The following is a 21,278-nucleotide window of genomic DNA, read 5'->3' on the forward strand; positions in this document are numbered from 1 at the left end:
ATTTTAACGCATTCTGTCTTTAAAACAAATTAGATCACCCTTTTCCCCCCTAAAAACAAGCGCTCCACTTCTTTAGCATGCAATAAAAATTGCAAGATCGCTTGCTCTTTAGTGAATTTTTCATTGAAACCAAACACGCTCAAATCCGCCCTCTTGTTGGCTTCTATCTCGCCATTATTTAAAGCTAAAGCTTTAGCCCCATGCCTAGTCGCCCCTAAAAGGGCTATTTTAGCTAATTCCAATAACGGCATGTTATGGGAAAGCAAAAACGCCCTTAATTCGTCTAAAAGGCTCAGCGAAATGTTAGAACTCAAGCCATCAGTGGCCACGCTCACGCTCAAACCGGCTTCTTTAGCTCTCTCTAAATCCAACGCTTTCCCGCTCAACAAGCGGTTAGAAAAGGGGCATGTGATTAAAAAAGCGTTTTTGACTTGAGACTTGATCCTTTTTAATACTTCTAAAGAAGCGAACTGGTTATGCACAAATAGAGTGTGCGTGTCTTTAAACATGTCAATGTAATCGTTCGCGCCCTTATAGAGCGATTTGAAATGAGACTCTTTTAAAAAATGCTGGTAAAAATTTTCAAACCACCCTTTAGAATTTTCTACCCATTCTAGTTCTTCAAGTGATTCTAAAAAATGCGTAGAAAGCAGGCTTTGTGAATCTTTGGCCAATTGGATGACGCTTAAAGCCATGTCTTTTTGGACCGAATAAGGGGCATGCACAGCCAAAGCCGCTTTAAGCTTTTGATCTTCTAAATCTTTTAATTCTTTAAATTTGGCCTCAAACGCTTTTAATTTTTCTAAAGAATAGCTGCTCCCTAAAAACTCTAAAAACACGACAGCATTCAAGGGGCTTTCTTTTAACAGATTAACTTCTATCAGGTGGTTAGAAATCGCTCCCACGCTCCCCACCCCGCTTTTTAATTGCGTAATGATGGCATTTTGAATAGCCCCTTGGCAATTTTCTAAAATCGCTCCCCCATTGTTCAACACGCTCCCTAACCAGCCAGAAAAACTCCCGTAATCAAAACTCGCCTTGTTGTTGGAAAATTCAAAATGGGTGTGCGCGTTGATAAAAGCGGGCAACAGAACGGAATTTTCAAAAAACTGCGCCTTTAAGTGGGGGTATTTAAGCGTTAAATTCTTATAATCACCCGCTTCAACAATCTTTTCATCAAAGACCACGCCATGATCTTCTAACACTTCGCATTTTTCATTACACAAAAAAACTAAAGACGCTCCTATGATTTCTTGCATGCATTCTCCTTAATAAATGTGGTTTGCCCTTTTAAGATCATTCTTTGCACTTCGCCATACAATTCCAAACCATAAAAGGGCGAATTTTGATTACTCACTCTTGTTTGAGCGTTTAAATCCACAATCATCAAATTGGCTAATTGGTTTTCTTTAACCTCACCCGCATTGAGTTTTAAAAACTCCGCTTGATTGGTTGCCATGACTTTAATGAGCTGTTGGAAGCTGATAACCTTTTTTTGAACTAAAAAAGTGTAAGCCACGCTAAAAGCGTCCTCTATGCTCTCACACCCAAACGCGCTTTCTTCAAAAAGCTCTGCGTTAGAATTTTTAAAAACATGAAGGCTTGTGAGCATGGCGATTTCGTTATTTTTTAGGGCTTCTTTTAGGGCGTTTTGACCTTCCTTATCCCTTAAAGGAGGGGCGATTTTAAATCGTGGCTCATAATCTTCATACACGCTCTCATCTAAGATTAAATGGCTTAAGGGCGTTTGGGCTTGTAATTTCGCTCCTAAATCATTAAAGGCTTTGATGAGTTTGATCGTGGTGATACTATTCACTTTATCTAAAAGCATGGGGATTTGTAACGCTCTAGAAACTTCCATGAAACGCACCAAGCGCGTGTTTTCAAACGCATTGTCTACAAAATTCTGCCCCAATTCATAGGCTAATTCCCCACTATTTAGGGCTTCAAAAGAATTTTCTAAAGAGACTAAAAGAGGCAAGTTGTAGGATTTGGCGTAGTGGCTGATGAGTTCTAAAAAAGCATCAGATGGCACAATTAAAATTTCCCCCCCCCTATTTTTAAGCGTAGCGATGTCGGCTAGTTGGTTGTTTTTGAGTGCCATAATATTTTTAATGCCGCTTTGATCGCAATTAAAAACATTGAGTAACCCTACCCCCCCTTTAAAAGCCTTCTGTTTTAAATTTTCATAACCCTCCAAACCAGTAACGCTCAAATCAATGAAGCTTGGCAGCACGAATAAATTGTCGCACTCAACCACTTCTTCATTATTAATAGGGCTTAAGTTTTCTTTAATCTCTATAATGAGGGAATCTTTTAAGCGGATATCCGCTCTTTTTAAAACTTCATCATCATAAAACGAAGCGTTTTTTAACAGCATCAAACCCTCCTAATTTTGCAAGAAATTCGTCAGGCTTTCTAAAGAATTTGTCATGATCAGTATTCCCATTAAAACAAGCACCAACCCTGAAACAACTTCAATCGCGCGGTTGTATTTCTTTAAGGATTTTAAGAACAAAAGCGCTCTTTCTAGCATTAAAGCCACTAATAAAAAAGGGATCGCCAAGCCCATTACAAACACCACCATAAGCATTAAGCCATAAGCGTCCTTACTCGCGCTCATGATCACAATAGAAGTGAATATCGGCCCAATGCATGGCGTCCAGCCCAAAGCGAAACTCATGCCCAAAAGAAAGGGGTAAAAGCGCTGCATGCTATTAGATTTGCTCGCTAAACGAACGCTTTGAGTTTTATACAAAAATGAAAAACGAAACACGCCTAAAAAATGCAAACCAAAAAGAATCACAATCCCCCCAGCGATATAATTCACCCAGGAAAACGAAAAGCTATGGATAAGCTTGGCCATAGACATGCCCACGCCCAAAAACACGAGTGAAAACCCCACCACAAACATCAAGGATTTTAAAAAAACCGAAACCCTTTTAGCCTTACCATCTTTAATATCCTCTAAAGAAATTTGAGAAATATAAGACATATACGCCGGGATCAAAGGCAACACGCAAGGGCTTAAAAAAGTTAAAATCCCAGCTAAAAGCGAAGTTAAAAGAGGCGCTGTGTCAAAGAGATTAACAAGCGTGTTATCAAACATCATTCAATCCTTTTTTCAAAATAACCATCTCTTGTATTTTTAGGATAACAAAACCTCACTTAATCTTAGGCACAATCTCGTTATTTTCTACCACAAATGCCACGCTGTCATTCTCTTTAACTTTATCTTCTAAAATGAGTTCAGCGAGCTTGTCTTCTACCATTTCATAGAGCGCGCGCTTTAAGGGTCTAGCGCCATAAAATCTGTCAAATCCCGCTTCAGCGATCAATTCTTTTGCCTTTTCGTCTAGGGTTATATTAATGCCCCTTTCAAGCGCTTTTTTTTGAATGTTTTTAAAGAGTATCCCCACGATATTAATGATAGCATGACTATCTAGGGCGTTAAAGGAGATGATTTCATCTAAGCGGTTTAAAAATTCCGGCTTGAAGAATTGCCTCAAGCTCTCTTTAATCGCTTTTTGTTTGTCGGCTTCACTCAAATTTTCTTCTAAAAGCGCGCCGCTAGCCACATTGCTGGTTAGAATCAAAATCGTGTTTTTGAAATCCACCCTCACGCCCTTACTATCAGTCAAATGCCCCTCATCTAAAACCTGTAACAAGAGGTTAAACACATCCGGATAGGCTTTTTCCACTTCATCTAATAACACCACGCTATAAGGCTTTCTGCGCACCGCTTCGGTCAATTGCCCGCCTTCTTCATAGCCCACATACCCAGGAGCGGCCCCAATAAGACGGCTTATGGCGTGCTTTTCCATATATTCGCTCATGTCAATTCGTATAAGATTTTTATCGCTATCAAACAAAAATTGCGCCAAAGCTTTAGCGCTCTCGGTTTTACCCACGCCTGTTGGCCCTAAAAAGAGAAAACTCCCTATAGGTTTATTGCTATCGCTAAGACCGGCCTTATTCCTTTTAATCGCTTTAGCGATCGCTTTGAGCGCTTTTTCTTGCCCCACCACTCTTTTTTGCAATTCGCTTTCAATGTTTAAAACCCTATTTTTTTCGCTTTGGAGCATTTTTTGGACCGGGATATGCGTCCATTGGCTCACAATCTCAGCGATGTTGTTTTCGGTTAAAGCGTTTTGCAACAACGCCCCGTTTTGTTGCATCGCTTCCCATTTGTGTTGCAATTCTTCTTCTTTCTTTTTATTTTCAGGGATTTTAGAGTATTCAATTTCACCCGCTTGCTGGTAATCCCCATTGCGCTTAAACCTCTCAGCCTCTTTTTTCAAGCTTTCCATTTCCATTTTCAAGCGTGAAATTTCTTTGAACACTTCTTTTTCGTTTTCAAATTGCGCTTCTAATTGGATTTTTTCTTCTTTCAAATCGCTCAATTCTTTAAGGATTTCTTGCATGCGTTTGGCATTGCTCTCTTTTTTTTCCATTTCAAGGGCTTGTTTTTCCATTTCCAGTCTTTGGATGGAACGCTTAACGCTAGAGAGTTTTGCCGGCTCTGATTCCATTTGCATTTTTAATTGAGCCGCCCCCTCATCAATCAAATCAATCGCTTTATCGGGCAAAAACCTATCGGTGATATAACGGCTAGAGAGTTTAGCGCTCGCTATGAGTGCGGAGTCATTGATAGTGATATTATGGTGCGTTTCTAAAGTTTCTTTTAGCCCCCTTAAGATCTGTAAAGCTTCATTGATACTAGGCTCATTGAGTAAAATGGGTTGGAAACGCCTTTGTAGCGCCATGTCTTTTTCAAAATACTTGCGGTATTCTTTCAAGGTGGTCGCTCCAATCGTGTGCAATTCCCCCCTAGCGAGCGTGGGTTTTAAAATGTTAGCCGCATCCATGCCCCCCTCACTAGCCCCAGCCCCCACAATCGTGTGGATTTCATCAATGAATAAAATCACATTCGCGCTTTTTTTAACTTCTTCAATCACCTTTTTCAAACGCTCTTCAAACTCGCCTCTGTATTTCGCCCCAGCCACCAATAAGCTTAAATCTAAAGCGATAACTCGTTTGTTTAAAAGCGTTTTAGGCACTTCTTTATTCACAATGCGTTGGGCTAACCCTTCCACAACCGCCGTTTTCCCCACTCCAGGCTCGCCTAGTAAAATAGGGTTATTTTTTGTTTTTCTGATTAAAATTTGCATCATGCGAATGATTTCTTCATCTCTTCCGATCACCGGATCCAGCTTATTTTCTAGGGCTTTTTGCGTCAAATCAATGCCAAATTTTTCTAAACTTTCCAAATTGGAATCGTCGTTTTTATCCTGGATAGTTGCGCCTTTTCTTAAAGATTCTAAAGTTTTTTGCAGTTCCTTAGTGTCTAAATAAGGTTTTAAAACGCTTTCAAAAAGGCTCATATTCGCCAAAAGATACACATCGGTAGCGATGAAAGAATCGCCCCTTTTAGCCATCAAGCCTTGAGCGTTTTCTAAACTTTGGATTAGAGCTTGGTTTAATTGGATATTTTGCTTGCTGATTTGTGAAACTTTAGCGAACTTATTCAACTCGCTTTGAACGCTAAGTTTTAAAGCTTCAATATCCACAGGCATTTTTTGTAAGGCCTGAATGAGAATGCCTTGGGAGTTATTAAGCATGGCAAAAAGCATGTGCAAGGGCGTTACTTCAGCGTTTTTATGGTGTAAAGCTAGAGCGAGCGCGCTGTCTAAAGCCTCATGCAATTGGTCAGTCATTTTTTCAAATAAATTCATTATCAATCCTTTTTGAGTTTTAAAATCTTTACTATTTTACACTATTTTAACCCTCAAAGGTTTTTAAAACGCTCACACTAACGACAAACTCTCTAAAATACGCTTTTTAGACAATTCGCAATATTCTTTTTCAATCTCTAAACCCACGCTAAAACGCCCTAAAGCATTGGCCTCTAAAATAGTCGTTCCAGATCCACTAAAAGGATCAAAAATCGTGTCTTCCAAAAAAGAAAACAATTGGATGCAACGCCTGGGCAATTCCCTTGGGAATGGGGCTGGGTGCTTTAAGCGCTTTTTAGACTCTCCGCTAAAATTCCAAAGCCCGTTCGTGTAGAGTAAAAATTCCTCTTTACTCATTGTAGAAGTTTGTTTTTTTCGTTTGTATTCGTTTTTATAAAAAACAACGATCAACTCCACAGGAGCGATAGCATAGGGCGCGCTAGCTTGCAGCCAACTCCCCCAAGCGGTGCGTCTTGAAATATTGCTTTCATTCCAAATGATCGTATTTTGGTATTTCCAACCGCATTCTTTAGCCACTATAGTAATATCTGCCCCCAAACTTTGCTTGCCATGTTTATTCGTATCTAAAGGGATATTCAAGCACAATCTCGCCTGTTCCTTGCCCCAAAAATAGCAATTTTTAAGCCAATTTTTACACCAATTCAAATAATCATCATAAGCCCTAAAATCATTACTCCCCTGATATTCAATACTCAAATTATAGGGCGGTGAAGTAACACACAAATCATAAAAACCTTTTTCAAAAGTCTCTAAAACGCTCGCATCGCCATGGTATAAATCCAATTTCTCCAAACTGAAATAAGGTTTCATAAAAGCCTTTTTAAATCTTCTAATAAATTCTCTATGCCCTTAATTTTAGAGCTTTGATCAAAATGGCTTTTGGCTAAATAGAGGCCATCTCATTCATGCTCCATGACGATCCTAGCCTTTTTAGGCTTGTCTTTAAAGCTGATTTCATCATCGTTATCCGGCGTTATCATGAAAACTTTAATGTGAGAAGTTACAGGCGATTGCAAAAGTTTTAATTTCCAGTAAGGCGTCTCTGTGAAACGCTCTCTAAACGAATTTTTTACCGATAAAATCGCTAGGATTTTGATATTGTCCTTGTTGGTTTGATAAAGAATAATATCTAGCAACACGCTATAGCCTCCAAAATACACCAATAAAGCCCGTTTGACTCTATCCAGCTCGCCATTAATGCGCTTAGCCCTTAAGATTTTATCGTTCGTCATTTTGACATTGTTTTTAATACAAAAATCTTTTAATAAAAGTTCTATGATTTTTTCTAACACCCTTCCTATGGTGCTGACAAAGCCTTGTCTGGCCAAAATACTAGCCTCTTCCTTGCTTTTATTTCACTTCATATAATCGCTAATCTTACTATTCAAAAAGCGTTCTTTTTCTTGCGTGTAAAAAACCTGTAAAAACTTGTAAGGCTCAGGGTGTTCTCTCATAAAATCTTTAAAACGCTCTAAAATAATATCGGCTAAACTCAATCCAAACACCTTTAATCCATAGAAATCCATCAAATTATAATACAAAACTTTTTGATAATGGCTGGTGTTTTAAAATCCCTTTGGCTCTATATAAGGGATTAAAGAGAAGAGTTATTTCAAAATACCCTCTATCCTCTTAAGAGTTTTGCCATAGAATAAGTCTAAAACGATAAAACAAAGTTTTAAGAAGCAAATTTTTTAAAAACAAACACCAATATTCACTAACCGCACTAATCGCTTAAAGTCATAAGTCTTGATAGTGATTTTCAAACCCCTACACCCTATCCACGCTCAAAATTTCAGCGCTCGCTCTGGCTTTTTCATTACTCAATTCAATTTTATCGCCCGCTTTTAATGCCTCTAATTCTACCGCTTGATTATTTTTGCTCACAAACGCCCCGAATTGGGGCAATTTCAAATGCGCATGAGCGAGTTTAAGGGCGTTTTCTAGCCTGTTCAATCGCTCTGTTTTAGCTAGTAAAAAAGGGCTTGTTAATGTTTGAGTAGAGATTTTTTCTAAAAGCGTTTTTTTAAAGCGCAAAAATTCTAAGGTTTTATTTTCTAAAGCGATTTTTAATTTTTCTAGCTTTAAAGCGTTTAAATGGTGCTTGTTTTCAAAACTCAATCGTTTTAAAGAGGCTGCTAAATGCTCTAAATGCGCCTTTTTTTGATGGAGCAAAGTTTTAAAAGAGCGGTGCAATTTCACATTAAACCCATCAAGTTTTTGCAACCATTCATCGCTATTAGGGAGCAAAATCTCCATCGCGTTTGAAGGCGTAGAAGCCCTTAAATCCGCCACCAAATCGCTCAATAAAAAATCGCTCTCATGCCCAATAGCTGACATGCTGAAAGTTTTAGCCAAATGCAATGCATCAGCGATTTTCTCATCATTGAAAGAATACAAATCCTCCATGCTCCCCCCACCCCTAGCCACTACAATCGCATCAAAAGCGTTTTTTGTGTCATGAAAACTATCCGCATAAGCGATGCTTTCCACCACGCTTTGAACGCACCCCTCCCCTTGCATTAAAGTATTGATACAAACCAATTCACACATCGGCCATCGTTTGGAAGCGATCTTTTGCATGTCCGCCCAAGCGGCTGAATTTTGAGAAGTGATGACTGCCACTCGTTTAGGAAAATGCGGTTTGGGCAATTTATTGGCTTCATCAAAATAGCCTTTAAGGCGTAATTTTTCTTTCAATTGCTCTAAAGCTAAAGTTAATGAACCTATATCCTTAGGCTCTATTTCAAAGCAATTGATTTGATAATCCCCCCTTGGAACATACACGCTAATGCCCCCAAAAACAACCACTTCCTGCCCTTCTTTTAAAGCGAATTTAAGCCTGTTAGCGTTCCCTTTAAACAGCACGCATTTAATAACCGACTGGCTGTCTTTGAGCGAAAAATACGCATGGCCGCTCACCTTATGGATAGTCAAATTACTCACTTCCCCTTGAACCCTAACTTGCAAAAAAGTCGCTTCTAAAAGGGCTTTGATTTGCACATTGATTTCGCTCACGCTCAATACATGCACCAACTCCCCCTTTTATAGCAAACGAGTAATATCATTGAAAAGCCCTAAAAACATGATAAAAACCAAAAACCCCACCCCCGCTAGCCACAACGCATTTTGTATGGGTGTTGGCAAAGTGATATGAAAAATATTTTTAAAAACGACCCCTAACATTTGCGCCCCATCTAAGGCTGGAATGGGTAATAAATTTAAAATCCCTAAATTGATAGACAAAAACGCCCCAAACAACAAAAGCATGCTCACGCTATTGGCATGGCTTAACGCTCCCACAATGCCTATTACCCCGCTCAATTCCTTAACTGAAGCGCTCCCCATAATCAAACGCCTTAAAGAATCCCCAATCAAAACAACGCTCTCTTCAAACCGACTCAAGGCCTGCTTGAACGCTTGAAACAAGGAATAAGAAACAACGCCTGTTTTTTGCATGTCCGGCTTGATGCCTATCGCTTTATACCGGATCATTTCATTAGGATCGTTAGAATCGCTTATTATCGCTACGATTTTAGGGGTCAGTCGTTTTTCTAAAATCTGATGGTTTCGCTCTATTTCTAAAACCAACTCGCCTCTAGCACGCGCCACTACGCTTCTAATCTCTCTAAAACTCGCTATTTTTTTGTGGTTGATAGAAAGGATTTTATCCCCCTTTAATAGCCCGGTTTCTAGCACGTTACTCTCTAAATCGCCAATGACGGGCAGTAAGACTTTTTCCCCACCCAATGCCAGAAAAAAATACACTAAAATCGCAAAAAGAAAATTAAAAAACGCCCCCCCAAACAGTATCCATAGCTTTTGAAAAGGGCTTTTTTGTGCGTAGCTGTCATCTGCGGTTTCATTCGTTCCATCTTCTTCTTTATCCATGCCCTTTAATTTCACATAGCCCCCAAGCGGGATCAAAGACAAAGCGAATTGCGTGCCAAAAAGCTTAAAAAAACAGAGTTTTTTGCCAAAACCAATGCTAAAGACTTCTACCTTCACCCCACAAATCCTAGCGATCGTGAAATGCCCTAATTCATGGACAAAGATTAAAAACGCCAGCATTAAAACCGCTACAATGAACATCATACCCCTGCAGGCTCTTTGGTGTTAGGATTTTTTATCATCGGCTCTTTTAAAGGCGTGGGCGCTATAGGGGGCGTGGGTGCTGTGGTTTTTGGGCTTTCTTTATTTTCTCGTGGAGGTTTTTGCCACAACTCTGTCAAAGCCGCCGCTTTTTTAGGATCCATTTTGGCTAAAATTTTACCGAGTTCTTGGGGTTTTAGCGCCATTAAAATTTCTAAGGCGTTTTGAGTGGGTAAATTTTCTAAAATCAAGGCGGACTTAGAATCTTTCATTTTAGAATAAGTCTCGCCAATCTTGCTGTCTTTAGCCTGCTTGATTCCTCTCAAAATGCCTTCGTTTTCTTCTATCAAATTTTTAAGGCGTTTTTTTTCTTCCGTTTGTAAGGTTTTAAAGGCTTCTTCTTTAGCGGCTAAATTTTTCAGTTTTTCTTCCACTTCTTTTTCTTTTTGGTTCAACAGATCGGTTTTTTCATCTAAAAGACGGGCGTTTTCGGTTTGCAAGATCCTTAAAGACTGCTCTTTTTCGCTCAATCGGCGCAAATCGTCTTTCAATTCGGCTTTTTTAGATTCAAAAATCGCAGAGCATTGCAACAATTCTTGCGCGGCTTCTTCGCTAAAGAGCGCTTGTAAAATCAAGCCCACTAACAAAATTTTACGCATGCAAGCCCTTTTTTTGCCAGTGTAAAATCATGGCGTTTTCGTCTAAAAGAGCCTGCTCTTTTTTTTCCAAAATTTCCTTTTCTTTTCGCTTTTCATTTTCTAAAATGATTTTAGCTTTTTCTAATTCCTGGTTAGCCAAAAGATACTCTTTTTCTAAAATTTTTAAATCCTTAGTTAAATTCTCGCCCTCTTGTTGGTAATATTCTATCTCCATTCTTAGAGCGCTTTTTAATTGCTGGGTTTGTAAAAAAAGGCTCATTCCCCCCAATTCAGGGTTTTTAAACGCGCTCAATTGGGCTTGTTTGTCCAAAATTTCTCGCTCATTTTGCTGCCATTCTAAACGCTTGCTTTCAAGCTTTTGCTCTATTTTTTCTAACGCAAGGGTTTTTAATTGCACCAATACAGAAGCGAATTTTTTCATAGAAAAATCGTGTCTTCTCTTTCAGGGCTTGTAGAAATAAGGCGGATTTTCACCCCCACTTCTTCTTCAATAAAACGGATATACTCTCTAGCGTTTGGCTCTAAATCCTCTAATTTTCTCACGCTTGCGCTTTTTTCCCAGCCCTTAAAAGTTTGATAAATCGGCACGCAATCTTTCAAATCGCTAGGGAAAGCCTCTAATTTTTCGCCCTTTCTTTCATAAGCCACGCACACCTTAATTTCATTGATTTTGTCTAAAACATCTAATTTCATTAAAGCTAATTGCGTGCAACCATTCAAAGCGCAAGCGTATTTTAAAGCCACCAAATCCAGCCACCCGCAACGCCTTGGGCGCTTGGTTGTCGTGCCAAACTCCGCACCCTTAGTCCTTAAATGATCGCCCATGGGTGTAGAATCTTCGCTAGGGAAAGGCCCATTACCCACACGAGTGGAATACGCTTTTGTGATGCCTATCACTTCATTGATCGCTTTAGGGTTTAAGCCGGTACTCACGCATGCGCTAGCGCTCGTGGTGTTAGAGCTTGTTACAAAAGGGTAAGTCCCTAAATCAATGTCTAAAAGCGTGCCTTGCGCCCCTTCTAATAGGATTTTTTCACCCTTTTGGTTCGCTTCTATCAGCATGCTTGTCGTGTCTTTGATAAAGGGGCGAATTTTTGGAGCGTAAGTTTTAAAATACCCTCTCAAATCTTTTTCGTAATTCTCGCCCAAATCATACGCTTCTTTAAAAGGCTCAATGGCTTTGAAATGAGCGTTTAGTTTCTCTTCTAATATGGTATCGTCTAATAAATCCCCCATTCTTATCCCGCTTCTGGCCATTTTATCCTCATAGCAAGGGCCTATGCCTTTTTTAGTCGTGCCGATGTTTTGAGATTTTTCTTTAAAAGCGTCTTTTTTGGCATGATAGGGCAAGATCACATGGGCTCTGTCGCTAATGAACAAACGATTTTCTAAATCCTCAAACGCGCTGATTTCTTCGCACAAATCCTTAACGCTCACGACCACCGCGCTAGAAATGATGTTCTTGCATTGGGGGTATAAAACCCCTGAGGGCATTAAATGCAAAGAGCGCTTAACCCCCTTATGCACAATGGTATGCCCCGCATTATGCCCACCTTGATAGCGCACCACAAAGTCATAATCTTTAGCGATCCTATCAACAATTTTTCCCTTCCCCTCATCTCCCCACTGGATTCCCACAACGACATCTGCCATAAAATATTATCCTTAAAACAAAGTAGATTGGATTGTTTAAAAGCTTGCTAGAATACCAAAAAAAAGTAAAGAGCCTCTTTATAAGCCCTAAAAAGAGCTTAAAAGCCTATCGTGTAATTGATATAGAACGCATACAAACGCCTGTAATCCACATCAGCCCCATTGGCCCTCAAATACCTTTGATTGATAGCCGGGATTTTCACGCCAAATTCCATCCCATGCTGAATGCTTTGAGACGCGCTCAAAAACCGGCGGTGCATGGTGCTGGCAAAATGAGCCCTTAAGCCCAAATTGAACAAAAATTGGAAATTCGTGGGAGTGGGGTATTCTTTAAACGAGTCTTCAATTTGACCTCTTAAAGAGCTATCCCAAGTGTTACCCGCTATTTGAATGCCTCCAAACACCCCCACATTCAAGGACTGATCGCTAAAAACCCTTCTAAAGATATTCCATAAAAAGTCTGTGCCAGCGCCATAAGTAAAGATATTCGCCTTAACAGCGCTGCTAAGACTGCCCAATTGCGTAAAGCCATAATCAAAGAAAGCGTAATACCGTAAGCCTATATTCCTCTTGTTCCCAAAAAATTGCTTATAGCCCATTTGAATGCCAAAGCCATTAATAACCCCATGCTGAGAGCTTTTGCCTGGCCCAAATTGGGGCAAGTATGGCTCATCGTAATTATTTAGCATTCCTCCTAGCTGTTTTAGATTCTCTTGGTAAGTAGCGATTCGATCCGAGATGGTTTTCACATCCTTTTGGAGCATGGTTCCTGCACCACCGCTCTTATTCAAGTCTTCTGCGATCTGGCCTAGCTTTGCTGAAGAAGTGTCATTAAAAAGCTGCATTTGAGCTAATAGCCCTTTTAAAAACACCGAATTACTATCCAGATTCACTCTCGTAAGCGCGTTTAGAAGCGCCACACTCTCCGTGGCTAAGAGACTGAATTCATTTTGAGAACCATAGAGAACTTTTATAATCCCTACATATTCAGGAACGACTCCATTATTGCTGCCATTATTACTATTATTAACCAAGTTATAAAGCACATTACTCAAATACACTTGCAAGGCTTGAACGCTATAAGCGTTTTTATTCGCCTCAAAGCGTTGCTCAATTTGGGGGAGTATTTTTTTAAACTGGGTTAATTCTGCGTTGTTGTTGCCAACAGTTGTATTAGTATTGACAATTTGATTGCCTATCCCTAAAAGAGCGTCCATGGTCGTGTTTGTCGCTAAGGCTAAAAGCCCGTTACCCCCTGCCATACCCACGCCCACTTGGCGGAAATCATCAATGACATTATTCCTTAGAGTGCTACCTTTGTTGTTGATATTTTGTTGCGCACCACCGATTTGATAGCCCACTCCCATGTAAAAGCCATCGTCTTCAGCTAACGCCACGCTTAAAGGAAGGCTAAAAAGCAGAGCGGTTTTCAAAAGCCCCTTTTTAAGTGCATGGTATTGACCTTTTTTCATTCTTGTATTCTTTATCTCTTTTGTATTGGTGTTTTTCATCAAGAGCCTTCCTTAAAAACCGACTGAATAGCCCACATAGAAGCTAAAATTCCTCATATAGCTCGCACTTGAGCCTTGGGTTGCAAAATATTTATGAGCGATAACAGGGATTTTCACCCCAAATTCTATCCCTTGGTCTAGCCTGTGCTTATTGAAATTGGTTTTTGCAAAGTTGGTGCGCACGCCCAAATCAAACAAGAATTGGAACGAGCTGGACTTGACATCAGGCCTTTGCCCGCTCAATAAGTTCGTTACATTCGTGCTCCAAGTTTGCCCTGCAATTTGAGCACCAAAGAAAAGACCGATTGTAGTCCTTTCCCTCCTTCTAGAGCGTTCATACACATTGTATAAAAAATCCGTTCCTACCCCATAAGTAACAAGATTTGCTCCCACTTTTAAATTCGTATCGCCAAAATTCGCATAGCCATAATCCAAAAACCCATAATACCTTAAGCCAATATTTTTCTTATGGGTGAAAAATTGTTTATAACCCATCTTAGCCCCAAAGCCGTTCATGCTCGCTGACTGATAATCTTTGAGCGAAAAGAGATTAGGGATATAAGAAATCTTATAAAGAGAACTAGCCGAAGATTCAAACTGGCCTAAACTCGCGTTAATAATGTTTATGACTCTATCTAGCCCTTTCCTATAAACAAGCTGACTCCCAGTAAAACAAGGCGATGCACTGCTACAAATATTTTTTTCAATAAAACTCCCTAACCCCAAAGTCTCACGATCCAAAGAAATCCCGCTCTTAATCAAAGCGTTGAGCTCGCTAACCGTAGAATTAGCCCCTATCAAGCCCGTTTGCGAAGAAAAATTTTGCATGCCTGTGGCAATATCGCCCACACTCACGCCGTTATACGCTCCATTAGTCCCGCCTGCACCTAAAAGCATGACTTTCATGATATTTTGGTATAGTTGCTCGTTATTGTTTTGTTGGATTTTGCTCAAATCCACTTGCCCTAAAGCTAAAACGATGTTTTGAGCCACTAAGAGCATGCTATCAGTGATACCGATTTGTTCTTTCCCTACATCCACCACCAAAGGCTTAATGACACCCTGACTAGCGTATTGTTGGGATAGATCCAATAGTTTTCCTAAAATCCCTAGAGATTCTTCTAAATTGACTAAAGCTGGGTTTGGTGTGCTTTGTCCGTTTGGTTGCGATGGTTGCACTTGCGAGCTGTTTTTCAGGCTTTCACTCAAGAGAATTTTTGTTTTATTCCCTAAAATATCCAAGTAGTAGGATAAGGGAATGGCAGAAGTTTGCAACCTCACAGCCCCATCTCTGATTAACTGCTTTAATTCTTGCGCTTGGGTGAAGCCTGGATTTTTCAATTCCTGTCTGGCCAAACTCGTTTGATAATCAATGACAAAAAACGCCCCATCTTCTTCAGCCCTGCACAAAGACATGCCCGCTAGTAAAGAAAGAGCGATCGTTTTTTTAAAGGAGTGGTTTTTCAAAAATATCCTTTTTGCTTTGATAAGTGATTTTACTTAATCCATAAAAGAAACTCTCTAATTTTAAGATAATCATTCTTAATTTGCTATTAAGTGTTTCAAAAAAGCATCAAATTGACATCTTTTAAGCAAAATGTTATAATGCTCGCTTAATTTTATTTGGGGTGTTAGCTCAGTTGGGAGAGCGCAACGCTGGCAGCGTTGAGGTCAGGGGTTCGAACCCCCTACACTCCACCATTATTACGCTTATTCTCTTTCTTTATGGATCAAACCCGTTTTCTTGCTAGTATTACCCATAATTAATTATAATCTTAGGGATTGTTTTTCATCAAGGGAGTTTGAGCGTGAGCAGTTTGTTTAAAATGCGTATTCTTAGTTTTAAAAAGAATAAGCGGGCGGTGTTTTCACTCTATCTTTTTATCGCTTTATTAGCGCTTTCTCTTTTAGCCCCCTTGTGGGTGAATGATCGCCCCTTATTTATCTATAAAGACAATAAGGCGTATTTCCCTATGTTTAAAAACTATGCGGAAGTGGAGTTTGGAGGCGATTTTTTCACCCCTACGGATTATAACGATCCTTATGTGCAAAACACGCTTTTAAAAGACGCTTTCATCATCCATGCGCTCATTCCTTATAGCTATGATACGATCATTATGGATTTAGACTCGCCTGCCCCCACCCCCCCAAGCTTCAAACACCTTTTAGGCACAGACGATCAAGCCAGAGACGTGTTAGCCAGGCTGGTTTATGGCTATCGTGTTTCGTTAGTGTTTGGGATTTTACTCACCCTTTTTAGCGTTCTTATTGGCGTGAGTTTGGGAGCGTTTCAGGGGTATTATGGAGGGTTAATAGATTTAGTGGGGCAAAGATTGAGCGAAATTTGGAGCACGATCCCCATGCTTTTTTTACTCATTGTAATTTCTAGCGCGTTCAATTCTAATTTTTGGATCATCTTGTTTTTAGTCTTACTCTTTAGCTGGATGGGGCTTTCTCAAGTCGTGCGCACGGAGTTTTTAAAAGCAAGGAATATGGACTACACCAAAGCCGCTAGAGCGCTTGGGGTGAATGATTTAAAAATCATTTTCTACCATGTTTTACCTAACGCTTTAGTGGCGACGATCACTTATGTGCCGTTTTTAATGGCGGCCAGTATTTCCACTTTAGTGTCTTTGGATTTTTTGGGTTTTGGCATGCCCATAGGGAGCGCGAGTTTGGGCGAATTGGTCAATCAAGGCAAGGATAACCTCACCACGCCCCATTTAGCCATCGTTGCGTTTGTAGCCATTAGCTTGTTGCTTTCTGTTTTGGTGTTCATTGGCGAAGGGGTGCGCGATGCTTTCAACGCTAACATGCTCAAATAAGGGGGTTACATGCTAGAAATCAAAAACTTGAACTGCGTTTTAAACGCGCATTTTTCGCTCCAAAACATCAATATTTCGTTAAATCCTAGCGAAAGGGTGGCGATCGTGGGCGAGAGCGGGAGCGGGAAAAGCTCTATCGCTAATATCATCATGCGTTTAAACCCTAGATTCAAACCCCATAACGGCGAAGTGTTGTTTGAAACAACCAACCTTTTAAAAGAAAGCGAAGAATTTATGCAACATTTAAGGGGTAATGCGATCGCTTACATCGCTCAAGACCCCCTATCCAGCCTAAACCCCTTGCATAAAATCGGCAAGCAAATGAGTGAAGCCTATTTTTTACACCATAAAAACGCTTCTAAAACGCTCCTTAAAGAAAAAGTTTTAAACGCCATGAAACAAGTCCAATTAGACGAAAAATTTTTGGATCGTTACCCTTATGAATTGAGCGGAGGGCAGCGCCAAAGGGTGTGTATCGCTATGGGCATTATTAATGCGCCCAAACTGCTCATTTGCGATGAGCCTACCACCGCGCTAGATGCGCAAATCCAAAACCAGATTTTAGACTTACTCAAGCAATTGAGCACGGAAAAAAACATCGCCCTTTTATTCATTAGCCATGATTTAAAGGCGGTCAAACGCTTGGCTGATAGGGTTTATGTGCTAAAAAAAGGCGAGATAGTAGAAACCAATTTGACTAAAGAGCTTTTTAATGACCCCAAGCACGAATATTCAAAACTCTTGATTCAGGCTTCAAACTTGCCCGCTAAAAACTTAAAAGCGCTAGATGAGACGCTTTTAGAGGTGAAAGATTTTAGCGTTTATTACTTGCAAAAACGCTTCTTTAGATCTTCTTTAAAAAAACCCCTTATCGCATCGGTGGATTTTTCCCTCAAAGCTAAAGAAAACATCGGCATCATTGGTGAAAGCGGGAGCGGGAAAAGCTCTCTAGCGTTAGGGCTTTTAAAACTCGCTCTAAACAGCGGGGAAGAAAAGATTTTAGGCCAAAGCGTGGGATCTTTAAATTCTAAGGCGTTCAAACCCTACCGCAAGATCTTGCAAATGGTGTTTCAAGATCCTTACGCGTCATTAAACCCTCGCTTAAGCATTCAAAGCATTTTAATAGAAGCCTTGCGCTTTGCTTACCCTAAGGCTTCCAAAGAAGAATGGCACCATTTAGCTGAACTTTGTTTAGAAGAAGTGTGTTTAAACCCTGAATTGCTTAACTTTTACGCTTATGAACTCAGCGGAGGGGAACGCCAAAGAGTAGCGATCGCTAGAGCGATTGCCTTAAAACCTAAAATCATTCTTTTAGATGAGCCAACCTCTGCTTTAGATAAAAGCATTCAAAAAAGCGTGTTGGAATTATTGTTGGATTTACAAGAAAAGCAGGATTTGAGCTATTTGTTTATCAGCCATGATTTAGATGTGATCAAAGCGTTTTGCGATAAGGTGTTAGTGATAAGTGAGGGGAAAGTCGTAGAAATGGGCGCTATTAAAGAGGTGTTTGACAACCCTAAGCACGCTTATACGAAGCGTTTGTTGGAGTCTAGGCTTTAAAGCTTTATTTTAAAATTTATGCCTTTAGTATTTTTAATCGCTTTTTTCTACAAACAAAACAAAGAAACTTGATAGGGGGCTGTTTTTGAATAAGGGTAGTCGTCAATAAAGAATGAAAAGACCTTGGATTCTTCAGGCAAAATCTTTTCTTTAAAGGTTTTTTCATAGCTTTTTTTGACAAACCATTTAAAAGCTCGCTCTTCCACAAAATTGTGAGGGTTTTTAAGGACTTCTAGGCGTAAAACGCATTTGTTTAGACTGAATTTGGAAATATTTTTGACTCCCACTTGCAAAGAAAAGGCGTTGCTATAACTTAAGGGGTTAGCGTGTAAAATGCGTGTTTCTATGGGGTAAATCGCTTGAGTGAGTAGAAAGCTTAAAACAAAAGGCATGCTTAAAAACGCGCCCAAAAAAGCTGCTGTTGCTATATAACTAGCCCAACGGTTTCTCAAAAGCAGAGCCAAAAGGAGCAAAATCGCGCAAAAAAGGATTAAAACGCTTGCTATTAAAACGCTGATTAAAGTCGCTTGGTTTAAAAATCCCTTAAAAGACTCCAAAAAAGCTTGGATAAAGGCAAGAGACGCCATGCGTTTTTAAGGCTCTTTACTCTCGGCAATGCTAGATTTAACCTTGCTTTTAGTGTCAATCCAAATATTAGGCACAGCCCCGCCTGGAGTGAGCATGATTTGAGCGTTATTATTCGTTTTTAACGCTTCATTAAACTGGCCTTGAACTTCAATTTGGCGCAGTCTTAAAAGCTTGTCGCTCAAGCTTTGTGAAATGCTTAAATTAGCTTGAGATTTTGCCTTAGCCTCAATCACGATCGCATCCGCCACGCCCTGAGCCTTAATCCTATTAGCGTCCGCTTCCCCTTTAGCCAAAGCGGCTTGTTTTTGAGCTTCTTGCTTGGAGCGCTCCACCTCGTATTTCACCCTTTCTGATTCTTGGCGCGCGATTTGGACTTTTTCAATTTGCTCTTTAATCTTAGCGGGTAAGACGATTTCTCTCAATTGGATAGAGCTTAATTCCACAGGGGTGTTGGGGAGCTTAGAAACTTCTTTATTGATACCGCTATTAATAAGAGCGGCGATTTCATTGCGCTTAATGGGTAAATCTTCAGCCGGATAGCGCCCCACGACAGATCGCACCACATCGCGCACCACAGGGTTGATGATTTTTTGCTCCCAAGATAAGCCATAAGTAGCGATCGTTTGGGGGGTGGTTTGAGGGTTTAGGCGGTATTGCACGGTGAGTTCAATAGAAACGGTCAAACCCCTACTATCCATCACATTAATAGCGTCGTTTCTAAAAATCCCTTGGTTTTTACCCGCCACACCCATGTCTTCGGTGCGTGAAAAATTGATATTCCTAATCCTTGTATCCACAATGAGAATGTCTTGAATGATAGGCACAAAAAAGTGGATTCCTGGCTGTAAGGGGGTGGGTTCGTATTTCCCGGCGGTGATTTTAATGCCAATTTCTCCTGAGCTAATCACTTCAAAAGGCTTGGCCAAAAAAGCGATAACGCCTAAAAGGACAATGACAATTAAAACCGATAGTTTTTTAGAATTAAAAGAGTTAGACGGCGGGATGAAACGCCCCCCATTATTAGGCGTATTAGGCGTGGGGGTTTCTCTTTGAGAATTTTTCTTTTTTAAATGTTCGTTCAAATCAATGGGCATGAATTTCCTTTTTAAATATTTTAACGGCGTTTGGGTTTTTTAGAATGGTGGTTTGTTTTAGGGTGTCTGTCTTTATGCTGACCCTTTTTGAAAGAACGCGCTTGCTCATGCGGGTGCGTTTTTTTGTTAGGGGTTTTTGGCGTTTTTTCTTTAGGGTTTTGAATCGCATCAATTTCTTGCTGGTTTAAGCCAATTTTACTGGTTTCAAACTGCAAACTCAAAAGTTTTAAAACCAATTGAGACGGCTCAAAAATTTCGGTAAGCTGTTCATAAAGGCTGATGATTGCTTCAGACACTTTAGCGTCATGCAAGGTTTTGATGATCTGATTTTCGTTAATGGTGGGGATTTCAAAAAGTTCAATCTCTGAATCAATTTCTTTTTGCATGCGTAAAAGCTCTTTGTATTCTAAAGGGGTTACTAAAGTGATCGCCATGCCTTTTTTGCCCGCTCGCCCGGTTCTCCCAATGCGATGGATATAGCTCTCAGTATTTAGGGGCAAGTGGTAATTAAACACATGGCTTACACCGCTAATATCTAGCCCACGACTCGCCACATCTGTAGCCACCAACACATCAGCGTCATTTTTTTTAAACGCCATGATAGAAGCACGCCGATCCCTTTGATCCATATCCCCATGCAAGGCGGTGCTTTTGTAATTTTTAGAAGCAAGGAATTGGTGCAATTCATCGGCCTCTTTTTTGGTGCGCGTGAAAACGATGCTCTTTTTGGGCGCTTGGGTGTCTAAAAGGCGCATGATCGCTTCGGCCCTCTCATGCTCGTTGATCACATAAAAGCGTTGGGTGATGTCGGTGTTAGTGATATTAGAAGGAGCGATATGGATTTTAATAGGGTTTTCTAAAATCTTATCCGCCAGCCTTTTAATCGGCTCTGGCATCGTGGCTGAAAAAAGCAAAATCTGCGCTTCGCTAGGGAGGTAGTCAAAAATCTCTTCAATATCGTCTAAAAACCCCATATCCAACATTTCATCGCTTTCATCTAAAACGACCACTTTAGGCACAAATTTATGGATGCGCTCGTTTTTTAAATGATCCAACAGCCTTCCTGGTGTAGCGATCATCACTTGGGGGTTTTTCTTGATAAATTCGCATTGTTTTTTAACGCTTTGGCCTCCATACACGCACACGGTTTTAGTCCTGGTGTGTTTGCCCAATTTAAAAATCTCATCGCTAATTTGCATGGCTAATTCTCTAGTGGGCGTGATCACTAAGGCCTCTATGGTGTGGTTGTTTTTAAGGTTGTTGATAATGGGCAGAGCGAAAGCGGCGGTTTTTCCTGTGCCTGTTTGGGCTTGCGCGATGACATCTCGACCTTGCAAAACAGCCGGAATGGCCTTTTCTTGAATGGGGCTTGGGGAAGTGAAGCCGGCTTCATAAACGGATTTTAAAACCGATTCTTTTAAGCCCAAATCATTAAAACTCGGCTTATGATAAGCGTCATCATCAATTTCTGTAGGGAGTGGTGGTTGATTCAATTCCATGGGAGATTCATACCTCAATTTAATTTAAAACTTTATAAAAA

General features: G+C 40.3%; 17 protein-coding genes, 1 tRNA gene and 1 pseudogene. 3 read left to right on the plus strand and 16 right to left on the minus strand.

Annotated elements, in window-relative coordinates; genetic code table 11:
• Positions 1–29 precede the first annotated feature (29 nt).
• The 13 genes and pseudogenes from mqnF to hopF all read right to left on the minus strand — a co-directional run bounded on the left by mqnF (position 30) and on the right by hopF (position 15,138).
• On the minus strand, positions 30–1,259 hold the full coding sequence (mqnF, locus tag QU01_RS00925; protein ID WP_033761499.1) for an aminofutalosine deaminase family hydrolase: 1,230 nt from the start codon (positions 1,257–1,259) through the stop codon (positions 30–32).
• Entirely contained in the window at positions 1,244–2,380 is a 1,137-nt protein-coding gene (locus tag QU01_RS00930) for an amidohydrolase family protein (protein ID WP_033761502.1), read from the minus strand. Before QU01_RS00930 ends, mqnF begins: the two co-directional genes overlap by 16 nt.
• A 9-nt stretch (positions 2,381–2,389) precedes the next feature.
• Positions 2,390–3,109, minus strand: a complete 720-nt coding sequence (locus tag QU01_RS00935) for a cytochrome c biogenesis protein CcdA (RefSeq protein ID WP_033761504.1) — start codon at positions 3,107–3,109, stop codon at positions 2,390–2,392.
• 55 nt (positions 3,110–3,164) lie between these two features.
• The gene (locus QU01_RS00940) at positions 3,165–5,735 is read right to left on the minus strand and encodes an ATP-dependent Clp protease ATP-binding subunit (protein ID WP_033761505.1); all 2,571 of its coding nucleotides are present in this window, start codon (positions 5,733–5,735) and stop codon (positions 3,165–3,167) included.
• 72 nt (positions 5,736–5,807) lie between these two features.
• A complete protein-coding gene (locus QU01_RS00945; RefSeq protein ID WP_033761507.1) occupies positions 5,808–6,566 on the minus strand; it encodes a DNA-methyltransferase in 759 nt (252 codons plus the stop codon).
• Positions 6,563–7,252, minus strand: a pseudogene (locus tag QU01_RS08340) (BsaWI family type II restriction enzyme). Before QU01_RS08340 ends, QU01_RS00945 begins: the two are co-directional and overlap by 4 nt.
• Before the next feature lie 274 nt (positions 7,253–7,526).
• Entirely contained in the window at positions 7,527–8,789 is a 1,263-nt protein-coding gene (gene xseA, locus QU01_RS00955) for an exodeoxyribonuclease VII large subunit (protein WP_033761508.1), read from the minus strand.
• Positions 8,790–8,801: 12 nt separating this feature from the next.
• Positions 8,802–9,848, minus strand: coding sequence for an RIP metalloprotease RseP (gene rseP / locus QU01_RS00960; RefSeq protein WP_080248309.1), 1,047 nt, complete (start codon positions 9,846–9,848; stop codon positions 8,802–8,804).
• A complete protein-coding gene (locus QU01_RS00965; RefSeq protein WP_033761512.1) occupies positions 9,848–10,507 on the minus strand; it encodes a MotE family protein in 660 nt (219 codons plus the stop codon). The genes rseP and QU01_RS00965 overlap by 1 nt, the downstream gene beginning before the upstream one ends.
• Complete coding sequence (locus QU01_RS00970; RefSeq protein ID WP_033761513.1) at positions 10,500–10,928, minus strand: flagellar export protein FliJ; 429 nt, start codon at positions 10,926–10,928, stop codon at positions 10,500–10,502. Before QU01_RS00970 ends, QU01_RS00965 begins: the two co-directional genes overlap by 8 nt.
• Positions 10,925–12,160, minus strand: a complete 1,236-nt coding sequence (gene purA / locus QU01_RS00975) for an adenylosuccinate synthase (protein WP_033761515.1) — start codon at positions 12,158–12,160, stop codon at positions 10,925–10,927. The genes QU01_RS00970 and purA overlap by 4 nt, the downstream gene beginning before the upstream one ends.
• 98 nt (positions 12,161–12,258) lie before the next feature.
• The gene (gene hopG / locus QU01_RS00980) at positions 12,259–13,671 is read right to left on the minus strand and encodes a Hop family outer membrane protein HopG (protein ID WP_033761517.1); all 1,413 of its coding nucleotides are present in this window, start codon (positions 13,669–13,671) and stop codon (positions 12,259–12,261) included.
• 12 nt (positions 13,672–13,683) lie between these two features.
• A complete protein-coding gene (gene hopF / locus QU01_RS00985) occupies positions 13,684–15,138 on the minus strand; it encodes a Hop family outer membrane protein HopF (RefSeq protein WP_033761520.1) in 1,455 nt (484 codons plus the stop codon).
• 158 nt (positions 15,139–15,296) lie between these two features.
• Here hopF and QU01_RS00990 point away from each other — a divergent pair.
• The 3 genes from QU01_RS00990 to QU01_RS01000 all read left to right on the plus strand — a co-directional run bounded on the left by QU01_RS00990 (position 15,297) and on the right by QU01_RS01000 (position 18,056).
• Positions 15,297–15,372, plus strand: a tRNA-Ala gene (locus tag QU01_RS00990).
• 101 nt (positions 15,373–15,473) lie between these two features.
• Entirely contained in the window at positions 15,474–16,496 is a 1,023-nt protein-coding gene (locus tag QU01_RS00995; protein WP_195742648.1) for an ABC transporter permease, read from the plus strand.
• A 9-nt stretch (positions 16,497–16,505) separates the two neighbouring features.
• A complete protein-coding gene (locus tag QU01_RS01000) occupies positions 16,506–18,056 on the plus strand; it encodes a dipeptide ABC transporter ATP-binding protein (protein ID WP_033761521.1) in 1,551 nt (516 codons plus the stop codon).
• Between the two features lie 47 nt (positions 18,057–18,103).
• Here the strand turns inward: QU01_RS01000 and QU01_RS01005 are convergent, their stop codons facing one another.
• Genes QU01_RS01005 through QU01_RS01015 form a run of 3 tightly spaced genes read right to left on the minus strand, consistent with a single transcriptional unit; the run spans position 18,104 to position 21,237 of the window.
• Positions 18,104–18,643, minus strand: a complete 540-nt coding sequence (locus QU01_RS01005; RefSeq protein ID WP_033761523.1) for a DUF2393 domain-containing protein — start codon at positions 18,641–18,643, stop codon at positions 18,104–18,106.
• Between the two features lie 6 nt (positions 18,644–18,649).
• Positions 18,650–19,738 (minus strand): prohibitin family protein, encoded by a 1,089-nt coding sequence (locus QU01_RS01010; RefSeq protein WP_001121075.1) that lies wholly within the window; start codon positions 19,736–19,738, stop codon positions 18,650–18,652.
• A gap of 20 nt (positions 19,739–19,758) precedes the next feature.
• Positions 19,759–21,237 carry a DEAD/DEAH box helicase gene (locus QU01_RS01015; protein WP_033761524.1) on the minus strand — a complete coding sequence of 493 codons (1,479 nt, stop codon included), beginning with the start codon at positions 21,235–21,237 and terminating at the stop codon, positions 19,759–19,761.
• Positions 21,238–21,278 lie beyond the last annotated feature (41 nt).

The organism is Helicobacter pylori SA221C, assembly GCF_000476855.1.
Classification (GTDB): Bacteria; Campylobacterota; Campylobacteria; order Campylobacterales; family Helicobacteraceae; genus Helicobacter; species Helicobacter pylori_DK.

What these genes read in the sequence shown, in the direction of transcription:
- QU01_RS01000 (WP_033761521.1), top strand. Translation starts at nt 16,506, where the DNA reads ATGCTAGAAATCAAAAACTTGAACTGCGTTTTAAACGCGCATTTTTCG.
- QU01_RS00935 (WP_033761504.1), bottom strand. Translation starts at nt 3,109, where the DNA reads ATGTTTGATAACACGCTTGTTAATCTCTTTGACACAGCGCCTCTTTTA.
- QU01_RS01005 (WP_033761523.1), bottom strand. Translation starts at nt 18,643, where the DNA reads ATGGCGTCTCTTGCCTTTATCCAAGCTTTTTTGGAGTCTTTTAAGGGA.
- rseP (WP_080248309.1), bottom strand. Translation starts at nt 9,848, where the DNA reads ATGTTCATTGTAGCGGTTTTAATGCTGGCGTTTTTAATCTTTGTCCAT.
- QU01_RS00965 (WP_033761512.1), bottom strand. Translation starts at nt 10,507, where the DNA reads ATGCGTAAAATTTTGTTAGTGGGCTTGATTTTACAAGCGCTCTTTAGC.
- mqnF (WP_033761499.1), bottom strand. Translation starts at nt 1,259, where the DNA reads ATGCAAGAAATCATAGGAGCGTCTTTAGTTTTTTTGTGTAATGAAAAA.
- QU01_RS00930 (WP_033761502.1), bottom strand. Translation starts at nt 2,380, where the DNA reads ATGCTGTTAAAAAACGCTTCGTTTTATGATGATGAAGTTTTAAAAAGA.
- QU01_RS00945 (WP_033761507.1), bottom strand. Translation starts at nt 6,566, where the DNA reads ATGAAACCTTATTTCAGTTTGGAGAAATTGGATTTATACCATGGCGAT.
- QU01_RS00970 (WP_033761513.1), bottom strand. Translation starts at nt 10,928, where the DNA reads ATGAAAAAATTCGCTTCTGTATTGGTGCAATTAAAAACCCTTGCGTTA.
- purA (WP_033761515.1), bottom strand. Translation starts at nt 12,160, where the DNA reads ATGGCAGATGTCGTTGTGGGAATCCAGTGGGGAGATGAGGGGAAGGGA.
- hopG (WP_033761517.1), bottom strand. Translation starts at nt 13,671, where the DNA reads ATGAAAAACACCAATACAAAAGAGATAAAGAATACAAGAATGAAAAAA.
- QU01_RS01015 (WP_033761524.1), bottom strand. Translation starts at nt 21,237, where the DNA reads ATGGAATTGAATCAACCACCACTCCCTACAGAAATTGATGATGACGCT.
- QU01_RS01010 (WP_001121075.1), bottom strand. Translation starts at nt 19,738, where the DNA reads ATGCCCATTGATTTGAACGAACATTTAAAAAAGAAAAATTCTCAAAGA.
- QU01_RS00940 (WP_033761505.1), bottom strand. Translation starts at nt 5,735, where the DNA reads ATGAATTTATTTGAAAAAATGACTGACCAATTGCATGAGGCTTTAGAC.